19 protein-coding genes, 1 other RNA gene and 1 other annotated feature are annotated in these 22419 nt (G+C 45.2%); of the genes, 3 read left to right on the forward strand and 17 right to left on the reverse strand.

Annotated features, from left to right (window positions below):
- Positions 1 to 29 precede the first annotated feature (29 nt).
- From mnmA to cymR, 3 genes are read right to left on the reverse strand one after another with little or no spacing between them, the layout of a single operon-like run.
- Positions 30 to 1145 (reverse strand): tRNA 2-thiouridine(34) synthase MnmA, encoded by a 1116-nt coding sequence (gene mnmA, locus M1D98_RS12950; RefSeq protein WP_121642977.1) that lies wholly within the window; start codon positions 1143 to 1145, stop codon positions 30 to 32.
- Between the two features lie 27 nt (positions 1146 to 1172).
- Entirely contained in the window at positions 1173 to 2315 is a 1143-nt protein-coding gene (locus M1D98_RS12955; protein WP_121642978.1) for a cysteine desulfurase family protein, read from the reverse strand.
- 18 nt (positions 2316 to 2333) lie between these two features.
- Positions 2334 to 2750: a cysteine metabolism transcriptional regulator CymR gene (gene cymR, locus M1D98_RS12960; protein WP_003225879.1), complete on the reverse strand. Its 417-nt coding sequence runs from the start codon at positions 2748 to 2750 to the stop codon at positions 2334 to 2336.
- A 202-nt stretch (positions 2751 to 2952) separates the two neighbouring features.
- On the opposite strand from cymR, the gene M1D98_RS12965 reads away from it, so the two are divergent.
- Positions 2953 to 4218, forward strand: a complete 1266-nt coding sequence (locus M1D98_RS12965; RefSeq protein WP_010330999.1) for a replication-associated recombination protein A — start codon at positions 2953 to 2955, stop codon at positions 4216 to 4218.
- Between the two features lie 43 nt (positions 4219 to 4261).
- Here the strand turns inward: M1D98_RS12965 and M1D98_RS12970 are convergent, their stop codons facing one another.
- The 5 genes from M1D98_RS12970 to M1D98_RS12990 form a co-directional block, all read right to left on the reverse strand.
- Positions 4262 to 5026 carry a tRNA threonylcarbamoyladenosine dehydratase gene (locus tag M1D98_RS12970; protein ID WP_010331000.1) on the reverse strand — a complete coding sequence of 255 codons (765 nt, stop codon included), beginning with the start codon at positions 5024 to 5026 and terminating at the stop codon, positions 4262 to 4264.
- Between the two features lie 82 nt (positions 5027 to 5108).
- Positions 5109 to 5301, reverse strand: a non-coding RNA gene (gene ssrS / locus M1D98_RS12975) — 6S RNA.
- A gap of 60 nt (positions 5302 to 5361) precedes the next feature.
- Positions 5362 to 7140, reverse strand: a complete 1779-nt coding sequence (gene aspS, locus M1D98_RS12980; RefSeq protein ID WP_456279629.1) for an aspartate--tRNA ligase — start codon at positions 7138 to 7140, stop codon at positions 5362 to 5364.
- Between the two features lie 13 nt (positions 7141 to 7153).
- Positions 7154 to 8428 (reverse strand): histidine--tRNA ligase, encoded by a 1275-nt coding sequence (gene hisS / locus M1D98_RS12985; protein WP_435576477.1) that lies wholly within the window; start codon positions 8426 to 8428, stop codon positions 7154 to 7156.
- An 89-nt stretch (positions 8429 to 8517) separates the two neighbouring features.
- Positions 8518 to 8749, reverse strand: a binding site (T-box leader).
- Between the two features lie 60 nt (positions 8750 to 8809).
- Positions 8810 to 8980, reverse strand: a complete 171-nt coding sequence (locus M1D98_RS12990) for a YrzK family protein (protein ID WP_121642982.1) — start codon at positions 8978 to 8980, stop codon at positions 8810 to 8812.
- 130 nt (positions 8981 to 9110) lie between these two features.
- Between M1D98_RS12990 and M1D98_RS12995 the strand changes: the two genes are divergently transcribed.
- On the forward strand, positions 9111 to 10664 hold the full coding sequence (locus M1D98_RS12995) for an SH3 domain-containing protein (RefSeq protein ID WP_456279630.1): 1554 nt from the start codon (positions 9111 to 9113) through the stop codon (positions 10662 to 10664).
- A 25-nt stretch (positions 10665 to 10689) separates the two neighbouring features.
- On the opposite strand, the gene dtd is transcribed toward M1D98_RS12995, so the two are convergent.
- The 8 genes from dtd to comN form a co-directional block, all read right to left on the reverse strand.
- Positions 10690 to 11130 carry a D-aminoacyl-tRNA deacylase gene (gene dtd, locus M1D98_RS13000; RefSeq protein ID WP_121642984.1) on the reverse strand — a complete coding sequence of 147 codons (441 nt, stop codon included), beginning with the start codon at positions 11128 to 11130 and terminating at the stop codon, positions 10690 to 10692.
- Positions 11131 to 11142: 12 nt separating this feature from the next.
- A complete protein-coding gene (gene relA / locus M1D98_RS13005; protein ID WP_268522099.1) occupies positions 11143 to 13347 on the reverse strand; it encodes a GTP diphosphokinase in 2205 nt (734 codons plus the stop codon).
- A gap of 167 nt (positions 13348 to 13514) precedes the next feature.
- Positions 13515 to 14027, reverse strand: coding sequence for an adenine phosphoribosyltransferase (locus M1D98_RS13010; RefSeq protein ID WP_010331008.1), 513 nt, complete (start codon positions 14025 to 14027; stop codon positions 13515 to 13517).
- A 5-nt stretch (positions 14028 to 14032) separates the two neighbouring features.
- Positions 14033 to 16393, reverse strand: coding sequence for a single-stranded-DNA-specific exonuclease RecJ (recJ, locus tag M1D98_RS13015; RefSeq protein WP_268559607.1), 2361 nt, complete (start codon positions 16391 to 16393; stop codon positions 14033 to 14035).
- Between the two features lie 66 nt (positions 16394 to 16459).
- Positions 16460 to 16792: a LapA family protein gene (locus M1D98_RS13020; RefSeq protein WP_010331010.1), complete on the reverse strand. Its 333-nt coding sequence runs from the start codon at positions 16790 to 16792 to the stop codon at positions 16460 to 16462.
- Positions 16793 to 16868: 76 nt separating this feature from the next.
- Complete coding sequence (locus M1D98_RS13025; RefSeq protein ID WP_268559604.1) at positions 16869 to 17366, reverse strand: cation:proton antiporter regulatory subunit; 498 nt, start codon at positions 17364 to 17366, stop codon at positions 16869 to 16871.
- A gap of 159 nt (positions 17367 to 17525) precedes the next feature.
- A complete protein-coding gene (secDF, locus tag M1D98_RS13030) occupies positions 17526 to 19739 on the reverse strand; it encodes a protein translocase subunit SecDF (RefSeq protein ID WP_456279631.1) in 2214 nt (737 codons plus the stop codon).
- 38 nt (positions 19740 to 19777) lie between these two features.
- Positions 19778 to 20074, reverse strand: coding sequence for a post-transcriptional regulator ComN (comN, locus tag M1D98_RS13035; RefSeq protein ID WP_010331013.1), 297 nt, complete (start codon positions 20072 to 20074; stop codon positions 19778 to 19780).
- Positions 20075 to 20190: 116 nt separating this feature from the next.
- Here comN and spoVB point away from each other — a divergent pair, with 116 nt between their 5' ends.
- Entirely contained in the window at positions 20191 to 21747 is a 1557-nt protein-coding gene (spoVB, locus tag M1D98_RS13040; RefSeq protein ID WP_010331014.1) for a stage V sporulation protein B, read from the forward strand.
- A 3-nt stretch (positions 21748 to 21750) separates the two neighbouring features.
- On the opposite strand, the gene M1D98_RS13045 is transcribed toward spoVB, so the two are convergent.
- Positions 21751 to 22407: a DUF421 domain-containing protein gene (locus M1D98_RS13045; protein WP_010331015.1), complete on the reverse strand. Its 657-nt coding sequence runs from the start codon at positions 22405 to 22407 to the stop codon at positions 21751 to 21753.
- Between the last annotated feature and the right edge of the window lie 12 nt (positions 22408 to 22419).

Below are 22419 nucleotides of genomic sequence, written 5' to 3' on the forward strand. Positions count from 1 at the left end.
CCCAACTCTGTGTTGAGGTTTTTCATCTTTTATACGTACCACAATTTTGTTCCGTCTTTGTACACATCATCAATGGTTCCGCCGCCAAGGCATTCTTCGCCGTCATAAAAGACAACCGCTTGTCCCGGCGTTACAGCGCGGACTTGTTCATCAAAAATAACTTCTGCTTCGCCTTCACCCGTCATGCGCACCGTCACCTTATGATCCTCTTGACGGTAACGGAATTTAGCCGTGCAGGCAATCTCTTCACCCTTCATCGTATCCGAATGAACCCAGCTGATATTCGTTGCTGTGATTTTGTCGGAATAAAGAAGAGGGTTATGGAACCCTTGATCCACGTAAAGGATGTTCTTTTCAAGATCTTTACCAACCGCAAACCATGGCTCGCCGCTTCCGCCGATGCCAAGGCCGTGACGCTGTCCGATCGTGTAGTACATCAACCCGTCGTGGCGTCCTTTTACTTCACCGTCCATCGTCATCATATCGCCCGGCTGTGCAGGGAGATATTGGCTGAGAAACGTTTTGAAGTTGCGTTCGCCGATAAAACAAATGCCCGTACTGTCTTTTTTCGTTGCTGTTGCAAGATCTGCTTCTTTGGCAATTTCACGCACACGGCTTTTTTGAAGCTCGCCGATCGGGAACATGACTTTGCTTAGCGTATCCTCTGTCAGCTGATTCAAGAAGTACGTTTGATCCTTGTTTTCGTCAATGCCGCGCAGCATTCTGACTTTGCCGCCGCTTCTGTCTACCCTTGCATAGTGGCCAGTCGCTAAGTAGTCGGCGCCAAGTGACAGGGCGTGCTCCAAAAACGCCTTGAATTTAATTTCTTTGTTGCACAGCACATCCGGGTTGGGTGTTCTGCCTGCTTTATATTCATCAAGGAAGTATTGAAATACCTTCTCATAATATTGTTTTTCAAAATTAACAGCGTAGTACGGAATCCCGATTTGATTGCAGACGCGGATCACATCTTCATAATCCTCTGTCGCTGTGCAAAAACCGTTTTCATCCGTATCATCCCAGTTTTTCATAAAAATTCCGATCACATCATAGCCCTGTTCTTTTAACAGCAAGGCCGCCACAGATGAGTCTACACCGCCGGACATGCCGACAACGACTCTTGTATCTTCCGGACGTTTTTCCATTTCATTCACTCCAATAACTAAGCCGCCTTATTGTGTCAGCCGTTTGACAACGTCGGCCACATGTTTGGCAGCAGTTTTCACTTGCTCAGCCGTATTGCCGAGGCCGAAGCTGATCCGAATTGAGGACGTCAGCCGGTCACTCTCTTCTCCGAACATGGCAGTCAGAACATGTGACGGCAAAATTGAACCGGCCGTGCACGCTGATCCGCTTGAGACAGCGACTCCCGCCATGTCCAGATTCACCAGCAGCGCTTCCACTGATACACCGGGAAAATAAAGGTTCAGAACATGCGGCAGGCAATGCTCTTTATCCCCGTTGATCCCGAATGCCACACCGGCATTTTCAAGCGTGTCGGTGATGATTGTCTTAAACGATTGATACTTTTCGTTTTTTTCATCCCGTTCTTCACTTGACAGTTTGATCGCTTCTTTCAGCCCGACAATTCCCGGAACATTTTCTGTTCCGGCACGGCGTTTTCTTTCTTGCTCTCCTCCAAATAAAAGCGGGGAAAGCTTCACATCTTTATTTGCATATAAAAAGCCTGTCCCTTTTGGCCCGTTGAGCTTGTGCCCGGAAACAGACAGAAGGTCAATATGGCTGTTTTTCACATCAATTGGCAGAAGCCCAAATGCCTGAACAGCATCGGTATGAAAATATGACTGGTGTTCCTTCAGCAGCTCACCGATTTCATCAATCGGCTGCACTGTTCCGACTTCATTATTTCCATACATCACTGTCACAAGGATTGTATCATCACGCAGTGCTTCTTTCACCTGTTTTGCACTGACTCTTCCATTTTGGTCAACATCGAGATACGTGATGTCAAATCCGTCTTCCTCAAGTTTTTCACACGTGTGAAGCACAGCGTGATGCTCAATTTTTGTCGTGATAATATGTCTGCCCACATCTTTTCTTGCAAGCGCGGTTCCTATAATGGCCAAGTTATCGGCTTCTGTCCCCCCGCTTGTAAAAACGATCTCCTGCTCCGCCGCTCCGATTTCGGCTGCAATCTGAGCTCTTGCTTCGTCCACCCATTTCCGAGATTCTCTTCCAAATGAATGGATGCTGGATGGATTGCCGAAATTGCCGGAGAAATGAGGGGTCATTTTTTCCAGCACGCGCTCATCCATCGGAGACGTTGCGGCATGATCTAAATAAATCCGTTCCATTATATTTGCACCTCTGATCTAAATATAGAACATATAAGCTTCTTGCTCTCCGTCTGTATAGCTGGCAAGATCCTCTAATGTTGTACTGTCTAAAACCTCTTTCACAGCATCACGTATGCGAATCCACAGCTCACGCTTGGCAGGCTCCTCGTCTTCCAGCACTTCAACAGGACTGATCGGCCCTTCGAGCACACGGATAATATCTCCAGCCGTGATCGCATCCGGCTCACTGCCTAATACATATCCGCCGTATGCGCCTCTGATGCTTTTCACTAAACCGGCATTTCTGAGCGGCGATACCAGCTGCTCCAAATAATGCTCAGACAGATTATTCGTCTGTGCGATGCTTTTTAATGAAGTCGGGCCTTCACCATGCTTTTTGGCAAGCTCGATCATAATGGTAAGCCCGTATCTTCCCTTAGTTGATATTTTCAACATGAACACCTCTGTTATTTCATGATTTTTCACATTTATAATGGTAATTTCTATATGATTCGTCCGTTTATGACTGAATAGACCAACTGTTATTATAACATACCTTGAGCGAATTTTCATTGAGGCAGGGGGGAAACGGCCCTTCTCCCTTTCCTAATGTCCGTTTTTCCGTTACCCTGTAAATAAGTAAGGAGAGATGATGATGAAGCCATTGGCATATCGGATGCGTCCGACAAAAATAGAAGATATTATCGGCCAGCAGCATCTGGTGGCTGAAGATAAAATGATCGGCAGAATGGTTCAGGCAAAACATTTGTCATCCATGATTTTGTACGGGCCGCCCGGAATTGGAAAAACTTCAATCGCAACAGCAATTGCCGGTTCAACAAGTATTGCTTTTCGAACGCTGAATGCTGTCATTCACAATAAAAAAGATATGGAAATCGTAGCTCAGGAAGCAAAAATGTCTGGCCAAGTGATTTTGATTCTGGATGAAGTTCACAGGCTGGATAAAGGCAAGCAAGATTTTCTGTTGCCCTATTTAGAAAACGGAATGATCATTTTGATCGGAGCAACCACGGCTAACCCATATCATGCAATTAATCCGGCGATCAGAAGCCGGACACAAATCTTTGAGCTTGAGCCGTTAACACCGGTACTGATTAAACAGGCTCTGGAACGTGCGCTCCATGATGAAGACCGGGGCCTTGGCACCTATTCTGTATCCATTGATGATCAGGCGATGGAGCATTTTGCGCACGGATGCGGAGGGGATGTCCGTTCCGCTTTAAATGCACTTGAACTGGCCGTGTTGACAACCAAAGAGTCATCAGACGGCGTGATTCACATTACATTGGACACGGCGGAGGAATGTTTGCAGAAAAAGAGCTTTACTCACGATAAAGATGGTGACGCGCATTATGATGTATTGTCCGCTTTTCAAAAATCGATCCGCGGCTCTGATGCTAACGCCGCTCTTCACTATTTAGCAAGATTAATTGAAGCAGGCGATCTTGATAGCATCGCAAGAAGACTGCTTGTCATCGCTTATGAAGATATCGGTTTAGCAAGCCCGCAAGCCGGCCCAAGAGTGCTGCACGCGATTCAGACTGCTGAACGGGTCGGATTTCCCGAAGCACGAATCCCGCTGGCCAACGCGGTCATTGAACTTTGCCTCTCGCCAAAATCAAACTCAGCCATTCTGGCAATCGATGAGGCGCTTGCAGATATCAGAGCCGGAAAAATCGGGGAAATCCCAAAGCATTTAAAAGATGCGCATTATAAAGGAGCTCAGGAATTAGGAAGAGGAATCGACTATAAATATCCGCACAGTTACGACAACGGATGGGTCGAACAGCAATATCTCCCTGATCCTTTAAAGAATAAGCAATATTACAAGCCGAAACAGACAGGAAAGTTCGAGTCCGCCTTAAAGCAGGTGTATGACAGATTAATGAAAAGAAAATAAAACAAAAACAGCCTTGCGTATTATCAAGGCTGTTTCTTATGCGTTATTTATCCTTCACACGTTTGATTTCAACATCTTTTAAAAGATCCATGACAACATGTCCGCCCATAATCAAACCGGCCACTGACGGCACAAAAGCATTTGAGGATGGCGGCATTTTTGCTTTGCGGATGTTCGCTTCGTCATTTCCCACTTCTTTTCTGACATCTTCCCGAATAACAATCGGGCTTTCGTCAGAGAAAATCACTTGAACGCCCTTTTTGATGCCCTCTTTGCGTAATCTCGTACGGACGACCTTCGCAATGGGATCAGTGTGCGTTTTTGAAATATCAGCGATTTGGAAGCGTGTGGGATCCGTTTTATTAGCCGCACCCATGCTGGAGATGAGCGGAATATCCCGCTTCAGACATTCTTTCATTAAATGGATTTTATAATGGATCGTGTCTGACGCATCAATGACGTAGTCAAGCTCATAGTCAAAAAATTGTTCATACGTTTCTTCGGTATAGAACATCTTTAACGCGATCACTTCACACTCCGGGTTAATGTCCGCGATCCGCGCTTTCATTAAATCAACTTTCGGCTGTCCGACAGTTGAAAGCAGCGCGTGAAGCTGGCGGTTTACATTTGTAATGTCCACATCATCTTTGTCGACAAGCAGAATCCGGCCGACGCCTGACCGCGCGAGGGCTTCCGCTGCGAACGATCCGACTCCGCCAACCCCCAGCACAGCAACCGTGCTGTTTTTCAGCGTTTCAAGGCCTTCTTTTCCGATAGCTAATTCATTGCGTGAAAACTGGTGTAACAAGAACCTCACTCCACATTCGTATTCTGGTTTCATCTATAAAATGGCTGATCCAAGAGCAGCCGTTTTTTCTGCGCACAAAAAATAAAGTCCCAATAGTGCCGTTGCAGCTTTCCTTTGTTTTGAACCCGCTCTCAGCAGGTGGGTGCCCTCTTTTAAATCTTGTAAGTCCTCTTTACCGAATGAAAAGAGGCATGTACGCCATTTAAAAATGCGGGCTCCCAAATCAAAAAAATGTTCGGTCAAAACTAGGTGTACAACTAACACATCAGGACTTTATTTAACTTGTCAAAATCATATCATAGACGATTTTGATTTTCAAGATTCGAACTGCCCAATCAGTTCTTCACTTTTTTCTTAATAGAAAGATGAAGCTCATCAAGCTGGGCCTCGCTTACTTCCCCTGGCGCTTCGGTCATCAGGCAGCTTGCGCTTGCCGTTTTCGGGAATGCAATCGTATCTCTTAGGTTCGTGCGTCCTGCGAGAAGCATAACGAGACGGTCTAAGCCGAGCGCGATTCCGCCGTGCGGAGGAGCGCCGTAATCAAATGCTTCCAATAAGAATCCGAACTGCTCAGCTGCCTCTTCTTGTGAGAAGCCAAGAAGCGCAAACATTTTCTCCTGAATTTCTTTTTCGAAAATACGGATTGAACCTCCGCCAAGCTCATAGCCGTTTAAGACGAGGTCATAGGCTTGTGCTTTCATGTCTTCAGGCGCTGTTTCAATCAGTTCAAGATCATCACGGACAGGCATTGTGAACGGATGATGTGCTGCGTAAAAACGGCCTTCCTCCGGATCATGCTCTAAGAGCGGCCAGTCGATCACCCATAAGAAATTGAACAGGTTTTCGTCAATCAGTCCGCGTTCTTTCCCAAGCTTTAAGCGCAAGGCGCCGAGCGATGCGGCAACCACTTCAAATGAATCCGCTCCGAACAGCAGCAAATCACCTTCAGCGGCATCAAGCGCGTCAATCAGCTTAGACTGCTTGTCTTCATCAAAGAATTTTGCGATTGGGCCTTTTACTCCGTCCGCCTCAACTTTTACCCAGGCAAGTCCTTTTGCCCCATAGTTTGCAGCAAAAGCGCCAAGAGCGTCGATATCTTTTCTGGAGTAATCGCCCGCTCCGCCTTTTACGTTGATTGCCTTTACAACGCCGCCGTTTGCGACAGCTGATGAGAATACTTTAAACTCTGTATCCTTCACAATGTCAGACACATCTGTCAATAGCATATTAAAACGCGTATCCGGCTTATCCGACCCATAACGGTTCATTGCCTCATCGTACGTCATACGAGGAAGAGGAAGCTTGAGTTCCACACCTTTTGTTTCACGCATAATCTTTGCCATCATATCCTCAGCCAATGACATGATATCTTCCTGGCTCATAAAGGACATTTCAATATCGATTTGCGTAAACTCAGGCTGGCGGTCTGCACGCAAGTCTTCATCGCGGAAACAGCGGGCAATTTGATAATAGCGTTCAATACCTGACACCATCAGAAGCTGTTTAAATAGCTGCGGTGACTGAGGCAGCGCATAGAATTCACCTTCATGCACACGGCTCGGCACCAAGTAGTCACGTGCGCCCTCAGGTGTGCTTTTTGTTAAAATCGGCGTTTCAATATCAAGAAACCCGTTTTCATCCAAAAAGTTCCGAACGGCTTTCGTCACGTTATGGCGCATCTGCATTGTTTGAAACATAGCCGGTCTGCGCAAATCCAAGTAACGGTGTTTTAAACGGACGTCCTCTGATACGTCTTCCGCTTGATCAGAAATCGCAAATGGCGGTGTCTTCGCAGCACTTAATACAGCCACTCCGTCAGCGTGAATTTCGATCGCGCCTGTTTTCAAATTCTGATTGACTGTTCCTTCTTCACGCGCCACCACTTTCCCTTGAATATCAAGCACGTATTCGTTTCGGATGCCTTCCGCAATAGCAAGCGCTTCTTTTGACACATCAGGGTTAAACACGACTTGAACAATTCCCGTGCGGTCGCGCAAGTCGATAAAAATCAATCCCCCGAGATCCCGTCTTTTTTGGACCCAGCCTTTCAGCGTTACAGATTCACCAATTGCTTTTTCAGTTATTTCACCGCAATAATATGTTCTTCCAAACAATAGATTCCACTCCTTATCCCTTTTGGTTTGCCTTCATCACATGTATAAATTCATCAAGTGCCACTTCAATCTGTTCGCCCGTCTGTGCATCCTTAACATTGATTTTATTTTGAGCTAGCTCATCTTCACCCAAAATCGCAATAAATCTGGCATTCAGGCGGTCAGCTGTTTTGAACTGGCCTTTCATTTTCTTATTTTCATAATCGATTTCGCTGGAGATTCCTGCTTCTCTCAGTTTGTACACCAATGAAACAGAATAATCCTTTGCTTTTTCGCCGAGCGTGACGACATAGCAATCGATTCCCTGATCGACAGGCAGTTCTCTTTTTTCAGCATCAATGGCGGCAAGCAGGCGTTCAATGCTCATCGCAAAACCGATGCCCGGTGCTTCAGGTCCGCCGATCTGTTCGACCAAACCGTCATAACGTCCGCCGCCGGCAAGGGTTGTAATCGCCCCAAACCCCTCCGCATTGCTCATGATTTCAAATGCCGTGTGGTTGTAATAATCCAGCCCTCTCACAAGATTAGGATCAATTTCATACGCAATGCCAAGATCGTTTAAGTATTGTTTCACTTTGCCAAAATAAGCCGCTGATTCTTCATTTAAATATGTCAAAATTGAAGGCGCTGATTTCATCAGTTCATGATCGCGGTCTTTTTTGCAATCCAAGATTCTGAGCGGATTTGTGTGCACCCGTGACTGACAGTCTGAACAAAACTCTTCGATGCGAGGCTCAAAATGCTTCACGAGCGCTTCTCTGTAGCTTTTGCGGCTTTCTTGGTCGCCAAGGCTGTTTATCACAAGCTTAACATTTTGCAAACCAGCTTTTTGATAAATACTCATCGCAAGCGCCATGACTTCGGCATCAATCGCAGGATCTTTCGAGCCTATCGCTTCAATTCCAAACTGATAGAACTGGCGGTAACGGCCCGTCTGCGGACGTTCATAACGGAACATCGGCCCGACATAATAAAGCTTTGTCGGCTGGACAGGGTTTGCGAATAGCTTGTTTTCATTAAACGCGCGAACCGCCGCAGCTGTTCCTTCCGGACGAAGCGTCAGGCTTCTGCCTTTGCGGTCCTGAAAAGTATACATTTCTTTTTGTACGATATCCGTAGACTCACCAACACCTCTGGCAAACAGTTCTGTATGCTCAAAAATCGGTGTGCGGATTTCTTTATATTGATAAGTGCGGCAAGTGTCTCTCATAATTTGTTCAACAAACTGCCAGCGATCTGATTCTCCAGGCAAAATATCCTGTGTTCCTCTTGGAATGCTATATCCCATATGTAGACCTCCTTATGTATTCCTTATAAAAATATACAATGATCATTCATGATGAAAATAAAAAACTCCCGCCCCTACTATACATGTATAGTAGGGACGAGAGTTATACCCGTGGTGCCACCCTAGTTGGAATATGGTCATATTCCCACTCGATCCTTTAACGCAGGTTCACGTTCACTGCCTAATGACGGTATTACCGCGTTCAGCAGGAAACCTCCGGAGTGTTGTTTCGCGAAAGACGCAATGGGATCCGCTTTCAGCCTGGGGCGGTTCCTCTCTAGCCATGCAATCTGACCTACTCTTCTCCATTATCGGTTCAAATCTTTTATCATTTTGCTATGTACTCAATTTCTATTATAATAATGGGATTGCAGTCCTCTGTCAAGCTTTATTCCGGTTGTTATTCCTTATCGCTGCTTCTTTGGACATAAGACCGAATTCAGATGCTGTTTCAGTAAGATAACCGGTCGTTTCGGAATCTGCGTGATCGCTGTAATGCAGGTTTGCTTCACCGTCGTGAAACGCGCGGCCCATTTTTGGATGATATTTCATGATTTGCACACCTTTATGATTGTATTTACGCCTAGTATAAACATATCATTTTATTTTTATTTAAAAATCTGAAAGGACTTTACGATATTAAGCAAGAAAGCTTTTTTACGATATCTGAAAGGAGGACGCAATGAGCAAGAAATACTTTGTTCTTATTGTATGTATTATTGTCGCCGGAACGCTTTTCCCGCCGTTTTCTTCCGTTACAGCCGCTCAGGGAGAAGCGGTCATCGCAACTGATGAAATGAACGTCAGAAGCGGCCCGGGACTTAGCTACGGTATTACTGCAGAAGCAAGAAAGGGAGAGCACTACCCGATTTTAAAGGAAAAAGGAGACTGGGTGCAGATTCAGCTTGGTACCGGAGAAAAAGGTTGGGTGGTCTCCTGGCTTATTACAAAAGAAGACCTGAGCGGCACGAGCTCTTCGGAAAGCAGTGGTACTGTTACATCAACAGATCCCGATCTGCGGATGAGAACAGGACCGGGGACTTCATATGATGTCATCGGCAAATTTCCGCAAGGCAGCCAAGGGTCTGTTATTGATAAAGATTCTGGATGGATCAAAATATCCTATCAGAATGCCACCGGATGGGTGTCATCTGAATATGTCACGTCAGGCGGCAGTTCAGCAGTATCTGAGGGGAATCAACAAACCGAATCTTCCGGTGCAACAACGGGCACGGTCGGCGTTTCTTCACTGCATGTAAGAGCCTCCGCCTCACATGACGCGGCGATTATAACGAAACTTGATCGCGGTACGAAAGTGACAATTCTCAACGAGAAAAATGGCTGGGCTCACATTGAAGCAAATGGGCTGAAAGGCTGGGTTGCAAGCCATTACCTTTTATCTAGTTCTGATCCAGCTGAAAGTTCAGCAAATGCCCACAGCTCATCCTCCGCTAAAAAAGCCTATATTGTATACGGAGGAACGAATGTTAGAAGCGACGCATCAACATCAGCTGCGATCGTGGAACGCGCTGCCAAAGGTGATTCCTACCCGATTACCGGTTCAAAGGGCAGCTGGTATGAAATAAAGCTTGATAATGGGCAGACTGCTTATGTCGCCAATTGGGTGGTTCAAACGTCTAAAAGCGCGGAAGAAGCAGGTGAACCCCCTGTCGCTGATTCTCCGTCCGGAAACGGCTCTCTGAACAATAAAACGATAATTGTTGATCCGGGGCACGGAGGAAAAGACAGCGGAACGATCGGCTATTCGGGTAAATTCGAGAAAAACCTGACGATCAAAACGGCAAAACTGCTCGCCGGCAAACTTAGATCAGCTGGAGCAGATGTGTATGTGACACGCCAGGATGATACCTTCGTCAGCCTGCAGTCACGGGTCTCTACATCTCACTATCGCAACGCTGACGCCTTTATCAGCATTCACTATGACAGCTATGCAGATGCTTCCACGAGAGGCAGCACCGCTTATTACTACAGCCCTGCCAAAGATCAAGAACTAGCGGCGGATGTACACTCTGAAGTGGTGAAGCGTTCTTCCATTCCAGACCGCGGCGTGTTGTTCGGAGATTATTATGTGCTCCGTGAAAACAAACAGCCCGCTATGCTGTATGAGCTGGGATATGTAAGCCATCCGCAAGAAGAGGCCATTGTACATAGCAGCTCTTACCAAGAGAAAGTAACAGACGGTATCGAGAGCGGATTGGAGAAATATTTCCAATAAAAAAAGCTGCCTTTTGGCAGCTTTTTTATTTTGAATCCATCATAAGCGTGACCGGTCCGGAGTTTGTAAGCTGAACATCCATCATCGCTCCAAACGTTCCAGTCTCCACTTTGATTCCTTTTTCACGAAGCAGGTCGTTCCATTTTTCATAGAGGGCTAAAGCTTTATCAGGTTTGGCGGCGTTCATGTAGTTTGGCCGGCGCCCTTTTTTCGTATCACCGTAAAGCGTGAACTGTGAGACGGAGAGAATTTCTCCTCCTATATCTAAAAGAGACAGATTCATTTTCCCTTCACTGTCATCGAATATACGAAGATGAACAATTTTATCGGCTAAATAAGCTGCATCCTCTTCAGTATCATCGTGAGTGATACCGACCAGCACCATGATGCCTTGTCCAATTTGACCGACAACCTCTTCATTCACTGTAACGCTAGCTTCTGTTACTCGCTGAACAACTAATCTCATTTTCTAACCCCTTTAGTTCATGACGCGGCGCACAGAGTAGATGTCTCTTATCTGTTTAATACGCTCGACGACTTTGTGCAAGTGATTGATGTTCTGAATAAAAATGGCCATATGAATGGTTGCCACTTTATTGCGATCCGATTTGCCAGAAACAGATGAAATATTTGTTTTCGTTTCATTCACTGCCTGAAGCACCTCGTTCAGCAATCCGCGGCGGTCATAACCAAGAATCTCTATCTCAACATTATATTCCTTGCGCTTTTGAACCTGCGACTCATGCTCCCACTCTACCGGAATCAGCCGCTCCAGCGCTTCATTCGTCTTGACATTCGGACAGTCATCACGATGGACTGAGACCCCTCTGCCTTTTGTGATAAATCCGACAATATCGTCACCCGGTACAGGATTGCAGCATTTTGACAAACGGACAAGAAGATTGTCGATCCCCTTGACGCGGACGCCTGCTTCCCGTTTCCTGCCCTGCGGGTAAGGCTTAGATTCCGCAGTGACTTCCTGAACGCTCTTTTCCTGTTCTTCCTGATCGCGCTGCTTTCTCTCTTTTTCCGTCAGGCGGTTTGCGACCTGCAAGGCTGTAATGCCGTTGTAGCCGACTGCCGCGTACATATCCTCTTCATTTGAGAAATTAAACTTGTCAGCAACCTTCTGGATATTCTCCGGCGTTAAGACTTCCTTCACTTCAAAATCCAGATTTTTAATTTCTTTTTCGACCAGCTCACGGCCTTTTTCGACATTTTCTTCGCGCCGCTGTTTCTTAAAGAATTGACGGATCTTATGCTTTGCCTGGGATGTTTGGGCAAGTTTGACCCAATCCTGGCTCGGACCGTAGGAATGCTTGGAGGTGAGTATTTCAACGATATCACCTGTCCGAAGCTTATGATCCAGCGTTACCATTTTTCCGTTTACTTTGGCACCGATTGTTTTATTGCCGATCTCAGAGTGAATCCTGTAAGAAAAATCAATTGGAACAGAACCGGAAGGAAGCTCGATGACATCTCCTTTCGGCGTAAAGACATACACCATGTCAGAAAACAAATCGATTTTGAGTGATTCCATAAATTCTTCAGCATCTGTTGATTCATTTTGGAATTCTAAAATTTCACGGAACCAAGAAAGCTTTTTCTCAAAGGTTGCGCCTTCGCTGGCCGCTTTCCCTTCTTTATAAGCCCAGTGAGCCGCAACCCCGTATTCCGCAATTTCATGCATTTCAAAGGTGCGGATCTGCACTTCCAGCGGATCGCCTTTAGGCCCGATTACCGTTGTATGAAGCGATTGATACATATTCGGCTTCGGCATTGCGATGTAATCTTTGAATCTGCCTGGCATCGGTTTCCAGCAGGTGTGAATGATGCCGAGCACCGCATAGCAATCCTTTATGCTATTCACAAGAATACGGACAGCCAATAAATCGTAAATTTCGTTAAATTGCTTATTTTGCAGCACCATTTTGCGATAAATGCTGTAAATGTGTTTCGGGCGTCCCGAGAAGTCAGCTTTGATGTGCACTTCTTCGACACGTTTCTTCACTTCATTGACAACCTCTTCGACATAAAGTTCACGTTCTGCGCGTTTCTTTTTCATGAGGTTGACAATTCTGTAATATTGCTGAGGATTCAAATAACGGAGCGCTGTATCTTCCAATTCCCACTTAATTTTAGAAATCCCGAGACGATGCGCCAAAGGAGCGAAAATCTCCAGTGTTTCATTGGAAATTCTCCGCTGCTTTTCCTGAGGGAGATGTTTCAGCGTCCGCATATTGTGAAGACGATCCGCCAGCTTGATCAATATGACCCGGATATCTTGAGCCATAGCGACAAACATTTTGCGATGATTTTCCGCCTGCTGTTCCTCTTGAGATTTATATTTAATTTTGCCGAGCTTCGTTACGCCGTCCACAAGCATTGCCACTTCTTCAGAAAATGCTTCTTTCAGGTCATCGAGCGTCACATCTGTATCTTCCACGACATCGTGCAGGAATCCGCCCGCGATTGTGGAAGGGTCCATTTCCAGATCCACGAGAATCCCCGCAACCTGAATCGGATGAATAATATATGGCTCGCCCGATTTGCGGTATTGCTCGCGATGAGCATCTTCAGCGTATAGATATGCTTTTTCGACAAATGCGATATGCTCATCAGATAGATAGCTGCGCGCTTTATCAATAACTTGCTCGGCAGTCAATACTTGTTCGTTCGCCATGGAATCACCTTTTTTAGAATGTAAACTGTATTGTAGTTTATTATCAAGAAAAAAACGAAAGATGTAAAGAGCAGAAGTTCAAATCTCCAAATATTATATAAAATAAATGCAAACCAATAGGAAAAAAGCACCCTGACATGGAGTGCTTTTTCGTTATGCGATTATCTTTAATATTTCATCAATGTTAAGATATCATAATCTTCAAGCTTCTCTCTGCCGTCAAGGTAAGAAAGCTCGATTAAGAAAGCGATACCAGCAACAACGCCGCCAAGCTCTTCAACAAGTTTGATTGTCGCTTCAATTGTGCCGCCTGTCGCAAGCAGGTCATCTGTAATAAGCACACGCTGACCCGGTCTAATCGCATCTTTGTGGATTGTTAATACGTCTTTTCCGTATTCCAAGCCGTAGTCCACTTTGATCACTTCACGAGGCAATTTGCCTTCTTTACGAACCGGCGCAAAACCAACGCCAAGCGCGTAAGCAACAGGACAGCCGATAATAAAGCCGCGCGCTTCAGGTCCGACGACCAAATCAATTTGCTTTTCTTTCGCATATTCAACAATTTGGTCTGTGGCATAGCGGTATACATCGCCTTTATCCATCAATGTCGTAATATCTTTAAATTGCACGCCCTCTTTCGGGTAATCCGGTACAATTGTTACGTATTGTTTTAAATCCATCTGTTTTATGTCCTCCTCGTACTTTCATAAGCCTCTGAATCTTTTTTCATCAGCTTATTCAGCCATTCCTTCAGCTCTTCAGCAGAAGAATAATTCAGCTTTTGATCCAGTTCCATCAGCTGCTTCTTCTCCTGATATGTTTGTGAGTCTGTTAAGTCGCGTTTTTTCACTCCGCTAACCACAGACAGCACACCATTCTCTATTTTAACAAAACCGAGATCAAAAAACACCTTTGTCATGAAATTGATTGTTTCTATTGACCAGCCTTTATGCCTCGCAAGCTCTGAACCGTGTTTTTTCACGTCGAAAGAACCCCTTTTCAGAAGAAACGCATAATACCATTTAAAGTAGTCTCTTGCGGGAAAAGCTGATAAAAAGTGGTCCTCATGATTGAGAAAAATAAAATATATCCGCTCAGGCGCCTTGCCTTCCAGCAAATGTGTGAGCATGTCCAAGGAAGGCGGCGGATCCAGCAGTACAATATAAGCACCATCGAGATCAAACGCCTTCGCTTGATCTTCAGAGCTAATGACGTGCACTTCGCGGCGAAGGTCTTCATCCTCAAGAAGTGTTGTTGAATCTTCTTTGAAAGAAACAATAGCCCGTTTAGCAGATGGAAGGGCGGAAACTGTGTCTTCCCACATCCGTTTTCCCCTTAAATCAAATAGCTGCCATTCAGAAACAGCGGCATCCTTAATCATTAGCTGCGGTTTTTTTCTATTGTTCCATTCATTGATAGACATCTCACCGACAATTGAAATTCTTGAGCCGGGGACAATGCCTTCTTCAAGCTCACCTTTATGAAAACCGACGCAATCAAGCTGAGACGACTCGTTTTTGACCGTCATTTTTACATGATTTTTATTCGCGCCGATCTTGCGGACATCTTCCAGCACAGCGTTTTCCACGAGAACGTGCGGTTTCGGGTTCAGCATCCCAAAGGGGGACAGCAGGTTCATTTCTGTAATGCTGTCAACCGTAATGTCCTCGACACCGCAGACGAGATCAACTTCCTGTACAGGAATAAAATCTTCTTCCGTAAGCGTGTTTTCCGCTATTTCATTCAGCCTGTTTCGCAAATCCGGCACATCTTCGGCATTCAGCGTCATCCCCGCGGCCATTGGATGGCCACCGAAATGAGGAAGAATATCTCTGCATTCAGAAAGGCTCTCGAATAAATTAAAACCTCTGATGCTTCGGGCCGAACCTTTAGCAATCCCTTTTTCTTCATCAATGCCAAGCACAATGGCCGGACGATAGAATCGGTCCACAAGCTTTGAAGCCACAATCCCGACGACACCTGGGTTCCACCCGGCTTTGGCCACGACGATTGCAGTTTGATCGAGACTTTGCTGTTCAACCATTTCAATCGCTTCATCCGTCATCTTGCTAACCATTTTTTGGCGTTCTTTGTTTAGCTGGTCAATTTCAGCGGCAAGCTCTTCCGCTTCTAACTGATCCTCTGACATAAGCAAATGGACAGCGGGATCCGCCTGTTCGATTCTCCCGACGGCATTCAGCCTTGGTGCAAGCTGAAACCCGACTGTTTCTTCGTTTGCTTCTCCAAGGTCTCCGCCTGAGAGCTTGATCAGCTCTTGTAAGCCCAGCCGATTCGTCCGCCGAAGCCTTTCAAGTCCCAGTGTTGCAATTAATCTATTTTCGTCATGCAGCGGGACAAGGTCAGCAATCGTGCCGATCGCTGCCAGGTCAAGCAGTTCATCTGGAAGTTCGCCCAATAAAGCGTGGGCAAGCTTAAACGCAACTCCGACTCCGGCCAGTTCTTTATACGGGTAGGTACAGCCCGGCTGCTTCGGGTGGACAATCGCGTGAACATCCGGAAGCTCTGGCCCCGGCTCATGGTGATCTGTAATGATAACATCCAGCCCGAGTTCCTTGGCCACATTTGCTTCATGCACAGCGGCAATCCCTGTATCAACCGTAATAATCAGAGAGAAGCCTCGTTCTTTAATCGAACGAAACGCCTGTTCATTAGGGCCATAGCCTTCTTTAAAGCGGTCAGGTATATAAAAATCAACTTGAGCCGACAGCTTTTGCAGTGTATGGAGCATCACTGAGGTACTGGTAACTCCATCGGCATCATAATCGCCATATATCATAATCTGTTCTTGTTGTGATATCGCCTGTTTTATTCGATCTGCCGCTTCTTTCATGCCCTTCATTTCAAAAGGATCATAAAAATCGGCATCCTTTGTATGTAAAAACAGGCTTGCGCTTTCTGCTGTATCAAAGCCTCTTTTTACAAGCAGGGACGCAACAAGAGGTGTGATATGCAATTGTTCTGTGAGTGATTTGACCTTATCCTGATCTGGTCGCTGGATTTCCCATCGCATTTTTGACGCTAACATAAATTCACCCCTCAACCACCCTATTATACTAGAGCAGGCTGAGGGGTTTCAAATATTATTCGAAAACTAGTCTTTTTTCTCAAGTCTGGCTGATGCATCCTGTGTGTCGTTCAGGTCAGGATGCAACGTATCCTCTTGTTTGTGTATCGTGCCTTGTGCAGTTTTGTTTTCTTTCCTCAGCGCTTTTATTTCCCGCTTTAGTTTCATCACTTGAAAAATGCCGGCAGAAAATACGATCAGCGCCCCCATTAAAACGGAACCTAAAATAACAAGAATAAGCGGCCACTCCGATCTGCCAAACAGATAATCAACTTCTACCGATCTTACATTAATCACTGCAAAAATAGCGACAATTAAGGTGAAAATAAGTGCGAAAATAATGGTCCATTGTTTATTCATTCTCTTTCCCCCAAACTTCACATTATTAGGTAACTTTCCCTGTCAAGGCTTGTTTTAAACATGGCTTGACGCTAGGTCAAGCCTCATTTGCGGTTAATTTTTCCCGGATCAGCCTCTTCAGTCCGTTTCTCTCACCGGAAATCACAAGGGTATCTCCTTCATTAATAATGGTTGCCGATCCCGGATTCAATTGTTTTTCCTGATTCTTCTTAATAATCGCAATGATGGTCACATGATATTCCTGCCCTGCATTCAAATCACCAATTGTATGATGAATGGCAGGCGCTCCAACCTCTGCTTTACACCACTCTATAATTAAATCATTAAGGGCTGCCTCGACGCTTTCCAATGCTTTTGGTTTATATGCCATTCCGCCCAGAATGGCAGAAATTTGCCTGGCTTCAGCGTCATCAAATTGCACCGAGGCAACACATTCTTCATGATCATTTTCATCAAAATAGTACAGCTCTCTCCGGCCGTCATGATGAATAATAATTGAAATTTTATCGCGGTTTCTCGTGATGATTTCCACTTTATGCCCGATGCCCGGCAACACTGATTCACGAACCCTCATATATAAACCCTCCCACATATCTGAAAACCAGCCACAATACTTTTTAACACCATTTATATGTGCAAATGTAAGCGCATGTCATTATAGCAAATGTCTATTTTAAGTTCAATGAAACTTCAAAAAAACAGGCTGCCCAGCAAAGGACAGCCTGACACTTTTTTATTGAATCGAATCTTTTTTCAGTTCTTTCCCTTTCCATACAAGCCAAATTTGCGCGGCGATGTAGAGGGATGAATATACACCTGTCAACAGCCCGATTAACAGTGCGACTGAGAAGTTCGTAATAGAAGCCGCTCCAAAAATCAACAGCGCCACTACAACAATCACTACAGTCAGTACCGTATTTACTGAACGCGTAAAGGTTTGCTGCAGGCTTAAGTTTACGATATGTTTCAGGTCAGTAAATGTTTTCGGCTTGCGTTTTTTCATATGCTCGCGAATCCTGTCAAATGTAACAATTGTATCGTTTATCGAATATCCGATAATCGTCAGGACGGCGGCAATAAACGTAACATCTACTTCCAGCCTTGTCATGCTGAAAATGGTAAGGATGAAGAAAGCGTCATACAGCAGCGAAGCAATAGCGGCAATCGCCATTTTATATTCAAACCGGATCGAAACGTAAATGATGATACAGATAGAAGCGATCGCGACTGCGTACAGGGCATTTCTCGCCAGCTCTTTACCGACGGTCGGTGAAACTGTGCTGACATTCGGCTCTGTCCCGTATTTGTCTTTGAAGTACGTTTTTACTTCGGCAATCGTTTCTTTATCTGGCACTCCGACAAAACGCGCAACCCCGATATTGCTTTTGTCACCAGAAAGTACAATTGTATCAGGGTCCATCCCAATTGATGCAAAGTCTTTCTCCACCTGCTCTGTGGTCAGCTTATGGTCGCTTTGCACTTCAATCCGTGAGCCGCTTGCAAAATCAATGCCCAGATTCAGCTTAAACACGAGCAAAATAATAATTCCTATAACAGTGATGGCACTGGAGAATATGAGGAAAAATTTACGCTTGCTTGTGAAGTCCCATTTTTGGAACGGCGTATACGGTTCGGTATTTTCATCTGTATGCTGAATATCCATGATATGTTTCTTTTTGACGCCGAACCAGCCTTTTTTCCGATCAAACCATCTGCTTTCCACAAGAAGCGACAGCAAAAATCTTGATAAGAAAACCGCTGTGATAAAGCTTGTCAAAATCGACAGGATCAACATTGTCGCAAACCCTTTTACAGAGCTTGTCCCAAAGATGAAGAGCACAACCGCCGCAATGATCGTTGTAATATTGGCGTCAAGAATCGTCGCGAACGACCGTCTGTTTCCTGAACGAAAGGCAGAGCGGACCGACTTTCCTAGCTTAAGTTCCTCTTTAATCCGTTCATAGGTGATGATATTCGCATCAACAGCCATCCCGACACCTAATATGAGCGCGGCAATTCCCGGAAGTGTGAGTACAGCATTCATCCAGTCAAAGACCTGGAGTGTAATATAGATGTAAACCGACAGCGTAATCACTGCGATAAATCCAGGCAGGCGATAATAGAAAAGCATAAATAAGAAAATAATTGCGATTCCGATAATGCCTGCAAACACCGTATCCTGCAGCGCCTGCTGTCCAAATTGTGCGCCTACTGATGTTGAATATTTTTCAGTCAGTTTTACAGGAAGCGCGCCGGCGTTTAAAATGCTTGCGAGATCTTTCGCTTCTTGAACCGTAAATTGACCTTCAATTGTAACATCTTTTGTGTTTAATTCTTGGCTTACATTTGGAGCAGATACATACTTGGGATGCTCTTTTTGAACTTCTTTTCTAAAGGAGTCTCCTTTTTCGTAATCCATCCAAATGACAAGCTGATTGTTTGGCGCCATGTTCATGACTTTTTTAGTCACTTCGCCGAATTTATCAGCGTCTTTCAGTTTAATGCTGACAATGGGTTCATTTGTTTTGGCGTCATATGTTTGTTTAGCCCCGTTTTCGACGAGGTCAGAGCCATTCAGCAATTCTTTATCATTTGTATCCCTGAAAGAAAGCTGAGCTTCAGTGGCTAAGATTTCACGTGCTCTGTTTTGGTTTGTCACCCCAGCGAGCTGAACGCGAATCCGGTTATTCCCTTCGATTTGAATGTTCGGTTCGCTGACACCGAGAACATTGGCCCTGCGGTTCAACGCCTCTACTGTGCTGACCAGAACGTCTTTTGTGATTTTGTCACCTTTTTTTACGGGCTGTACATCATACAGCACCTCAAATCCGCCTTGCAAATCCAATCCTAACGTAATATTGTTAGCCGCAGGCTTCGTAAAGTAGCCTAGGCCCGTGCCAATCAATAAAACGAGAAGGAAAAACGCAATCAAGCGCCCTTTTTTCATTATGTATATCCTCCCTTAAACCTATGTGAATCAGCCTGCTATCTCAGCAGTTCTTCCAATGCTTCCTGGCCTTCTTCACTGCCTAGCCAATTAGACGTTTTAAACGACTCAACAGTTGCATAGTTCATAAATTCGCCAATTTTCACTGATAAAATATCGCTTGTCAGTTCATAAATGTGCAGTTCCGTTTTCTTTTTCCACTTCTTATCTGTTAAGTACGACCACAAACTTTCGAGTTCAACATCATCATATCCGAGAATCTTAAACTCTTCCAATTTGCTGCGAAGAAACGGCCTGACGTGGTCTTTATATAGATCGGCGGGATGCTTCTCCATGAATTCCACGCTCCTTTTTTTATTGTTTTTCAAGAAGACTTGTCATGCTTGGACGATATAAACGCATATCTTTATTGTATATGATTACAGGTAGTTTGAGAAGGCAGGGGGTAAAAATGGCGAAACAGACGTTTTTAAGGGGCACTCTTATCCTGATCGCTGCAGGAATGGTTACAAGAATGCTCGGTTTTGTCAACCGGGTGGTGATCGCCCGGTTTATCGGTGAAGAAGGAGTCGGGCTTTACATGATGGCGGCGCCGACCTTTTTCTTGGCCACTACATTAACTCAATTCGGTCTTCCGGTCGCGATCAGCAAGCTTGTGGCTGAAGCCAGCGCGCGCGGAGATCATCAAAAAACAAAAAATATTTTAGTCATGTCACTGACCATCACAGGAGTGCTCAGCCTAATCTTTACACCGCTGTTTTTATTTTTCGCCCCGGTTATGGCGGAAACGATGCTGACAGATAAGAGAACACTGTACCCGCTTCTGGCCATTACGCCGGTTGTGCCGATCATTGCCATATCCAGTGTACTCAGGGGATACTTTCAAGGAAAACAGAATATGAACCCGCTAGCCGTGTCACAAGTTCTTGAACAGGTCGTCCGCATTTCACTTGTCGCTGTATGCACGACGATTTTTCTCCCTTACGGAATTGAATATGCCGCAGCAGGGGCAATGATATCTTCAGTCGCAGGTGAGCTGGCGTCACTCCTTTATTTGTTTGTTTGCTTTAAGTATAAAAAAACAATCAAAATCAGAAAGCATTTTTTCCAATCCATTAAAAACGGCAAACAAACCTTCACCCAATTAATGAGCGTGTCCCTTCCTACGACGGGAAGCCGCTTTATCGGCAACCTCTCTTGGTTTTTCGAGCCGATTGTCGTCGCTCAAAGCCTTGCCATCGCCGGGGTGGCGACAGTTGCCGCCACGAAGCAATACGGGGAGCTGACCGGCTTTGCCATGACGCTATTGACTCTGCCCAGCTTTATTACATATTCTTTGTCGACTGCACTTGTTCCTGCGATCAGTGAAGGAATGGAACAGAAAAAACTGCAGGTGGTGGAATACAGGCTGGAGCAGGCAATGCGTCTGTGCCTGCTCAGCGGGGGGATTGCAGTTGTCATTTTGTATGTATTTGCGGATGAGCTGATGAGGGTGATGTATGGTTCCTCAGGCGCAGCTGTATTTATCAAAGTCATGGCCCCGTTTTTTTTGCTATATTATTTTCAAGGCCCTCTTCAAGCTGTGCTGCAGGCGCTTAATTTAGCGGGCGCTGCGATGATGAACAGCTTAATCGGGGCCCTTGTCAAAACGGGTCTTATTTTCGTCCTTGCCACCAGACCGTCCCTCGGCATAATGGGCGCGGCATTAGCCATCGTAACAGGCATGGTGCTCGTTACGCTTTTGCATGCGGCAACAGTGAGCAAGGTGCTGCCAATCAGTATCAAAATCAAGGAATATGCGCTCAGTTTCGCTGTGATTGTGGTATGCGGATTCATCAGCTCCGCTATCAAACAATATGTAACCTTTGGCGCGTCCGAAGTTGTGAATGTCGCCGGATGGATTGTGATGAGCGTTGCCGTCTATATCGTCCTCCTGCTTATTTTCCGTTTAATTAAAAAAGATGAGCTTCGCCGCATTCCCATTATCGGACGGCTGATCGTCCGATAATGCTCACGTGCGAGGCCCATCTTTTTCATCAATAAATAATTCTCCGTCAGTAAACGAGCAGAATGAAATCTCTGAACAATTTGTATATCCGTGTTTTCTTAATTTATCAAGCAGCCATTGCTTATCTTTACCGATTCTGGACAGGTTTTCTGTTTGGATAGCTCCGTCTATAATGAGCGGCATTTCGAGCTGCCGATGCTCGCCGCTCTTTTCTTTTTTGACAACTGTCAGTTTGCCTGACGGCTCCAAAATGGCAAATGATACATCAGCTACTCTGTCGATATTATTTTCTCTGAGCTGAACCATTAAATCATCAAAATTATAACGCTGTGATTTCATTGCGTCTTCGTCAATTTTTCCATATTTAATAATAATCGTCGGCTTGCCGTCCAGAAGCTGGCGGATTTTTCGGTTTTTTAAAGAAAAGTATGCGAATGTCACTTGAATAATCATTAAGACAAGCATTGGCAAAATGGTGTGAAATAGATGATCTTCTACGTTTTCTATCGCTAAAACGGCAATTTCAGCCATCATGATAAAGACAACGAGGTCTAAAATGCTAAGCTCCCCGATCTCCCGTTTGCCCATAAAACGAAAAATGACCAATATCACAAAATACAATATGATCGTGCGAATCGTAATAGTGAGAAGCTCTTCCATATTACACCTCCA

It is taken from the genome of Bacillus sp. K7 (assembly GCF_053903245.1).

What these genes read in the sequence shown, in the direction of transcription:
- mnmA (WP_121642977.1), bottom strand. Translation starts at nt 1,145, where the DNA reads ATGGAAAAACGTCCGGAAGATACAAGAGTCGTTGTCGGCATGTCCGGC.
- M1D98_RS12955 (WP_121642978.1), bottom strand. Translation starts at nt 2,315, where the DNA reads ATGGAACGGATTTATTTAGATCATGCCGCAACGTCTCCGATGGATGAG.
- M1D98_RS12965 (WP_010330999.1), top strand. Translation starts at nt 2,953, where the DNA reads ATGAAGCCATTGGCATATCGGATGCGTCCGACAAAAATAGAAGATATT.
- hisS (WP_435576477.1), bottom strand. Translation starts at nt 8,428, where the DNA reads ATGGGATATAGCATTCCAAGAGGAACACAGGATATTTTGCCTGGAGAA.
- M1D98_RS12990 (WP_121642982.1), bottom strand. Translation starts at nt 8,980, where the DNA reads ATGAAATATCATCCAAAAATGGGCCGCGCGTTTCACGACGGTGAAGCA.
- M1D98_RS12995 (WP_456279630.1), top strand. Translation starts at nt 9,111, where the DNA reads ATGAGCAAGAAATACTTTGTTCTTATTGTATGTATTATTGTCGCCGGA.
- dtd (WP_121642984.1), bottom strand. Translation starts at nt 11,130, where the DNA reads ATGAGATTAGTTGTTCAGCGAGTAACAGAAGCTAGCGTTACAGTGAAT.
- relA (WP_268522099.1), bottom strand. Translation starts at nt 13,347, where the DNA reads ATGGCGAACGAACAAGTATTGACTGCCGAGCAAGTTATTGATAAAGCG.
- M1D98_RS13010 (WP_010331008.1), bottom strand. Translation starts at nt 14,027, where the DNA reads ATGGATTTAAAACAATACGTAACAATTGTACCGGATTACCCGAAAGAG.
- recJ (WP_268559607.1), bottom strand. Translation starts at nt 16,393, where the DNA reads ATGTTAGCGTCAAAAATGCGATGGGAAATCCAGCGACCAGATCAGGAT.
- M1D98_RS13020 (WP_010331010.1), bottom strand. Translation starts at nt 16,792, where the DNA reads ATGAATAAACAATGGACCATTATTTTCGCACTTATTTTCACCTTAATT.
- M1D98_RS13025 (WP_268559604.1), bottom strand. Translation starts at nt 17,366, where the DNA reads ATGAGGGTTCGTGAATCAGTGTTGCCGGGCATCGGGCATAAAGTGGAA.
- secDF (WP_456279631.1), bottom strand. Translation starts at nt 19,739, where the DNA reads ATGAAAAAAGGGCGCTTGATTGCGTTTTTCCTTCTCGTTTTATTGATT.
- comN (WP_010331013.1), bottom strand. Translation starts at nt 20,074, where the DNA reads ATGGAGAAGCATCCCGCCGATCTATATAAAGACCACGTCAGGCCGTTT.
- spoVB (WP_010331014.1), top strand. Translation starts at nt 20,191, where the DNA reads ATGGCGAAACAGACGTTTTTAAGGGGCACTCTTATCCTGATCGCTGCA.
- M1D98_RS13045 (WP_010331015.1), bottom strand. Translation starts at nt 22,407, where the DNA reads ATGGAAGAGCTTCTCACTATTACGATTCGCACGATCATATTGTATTTT.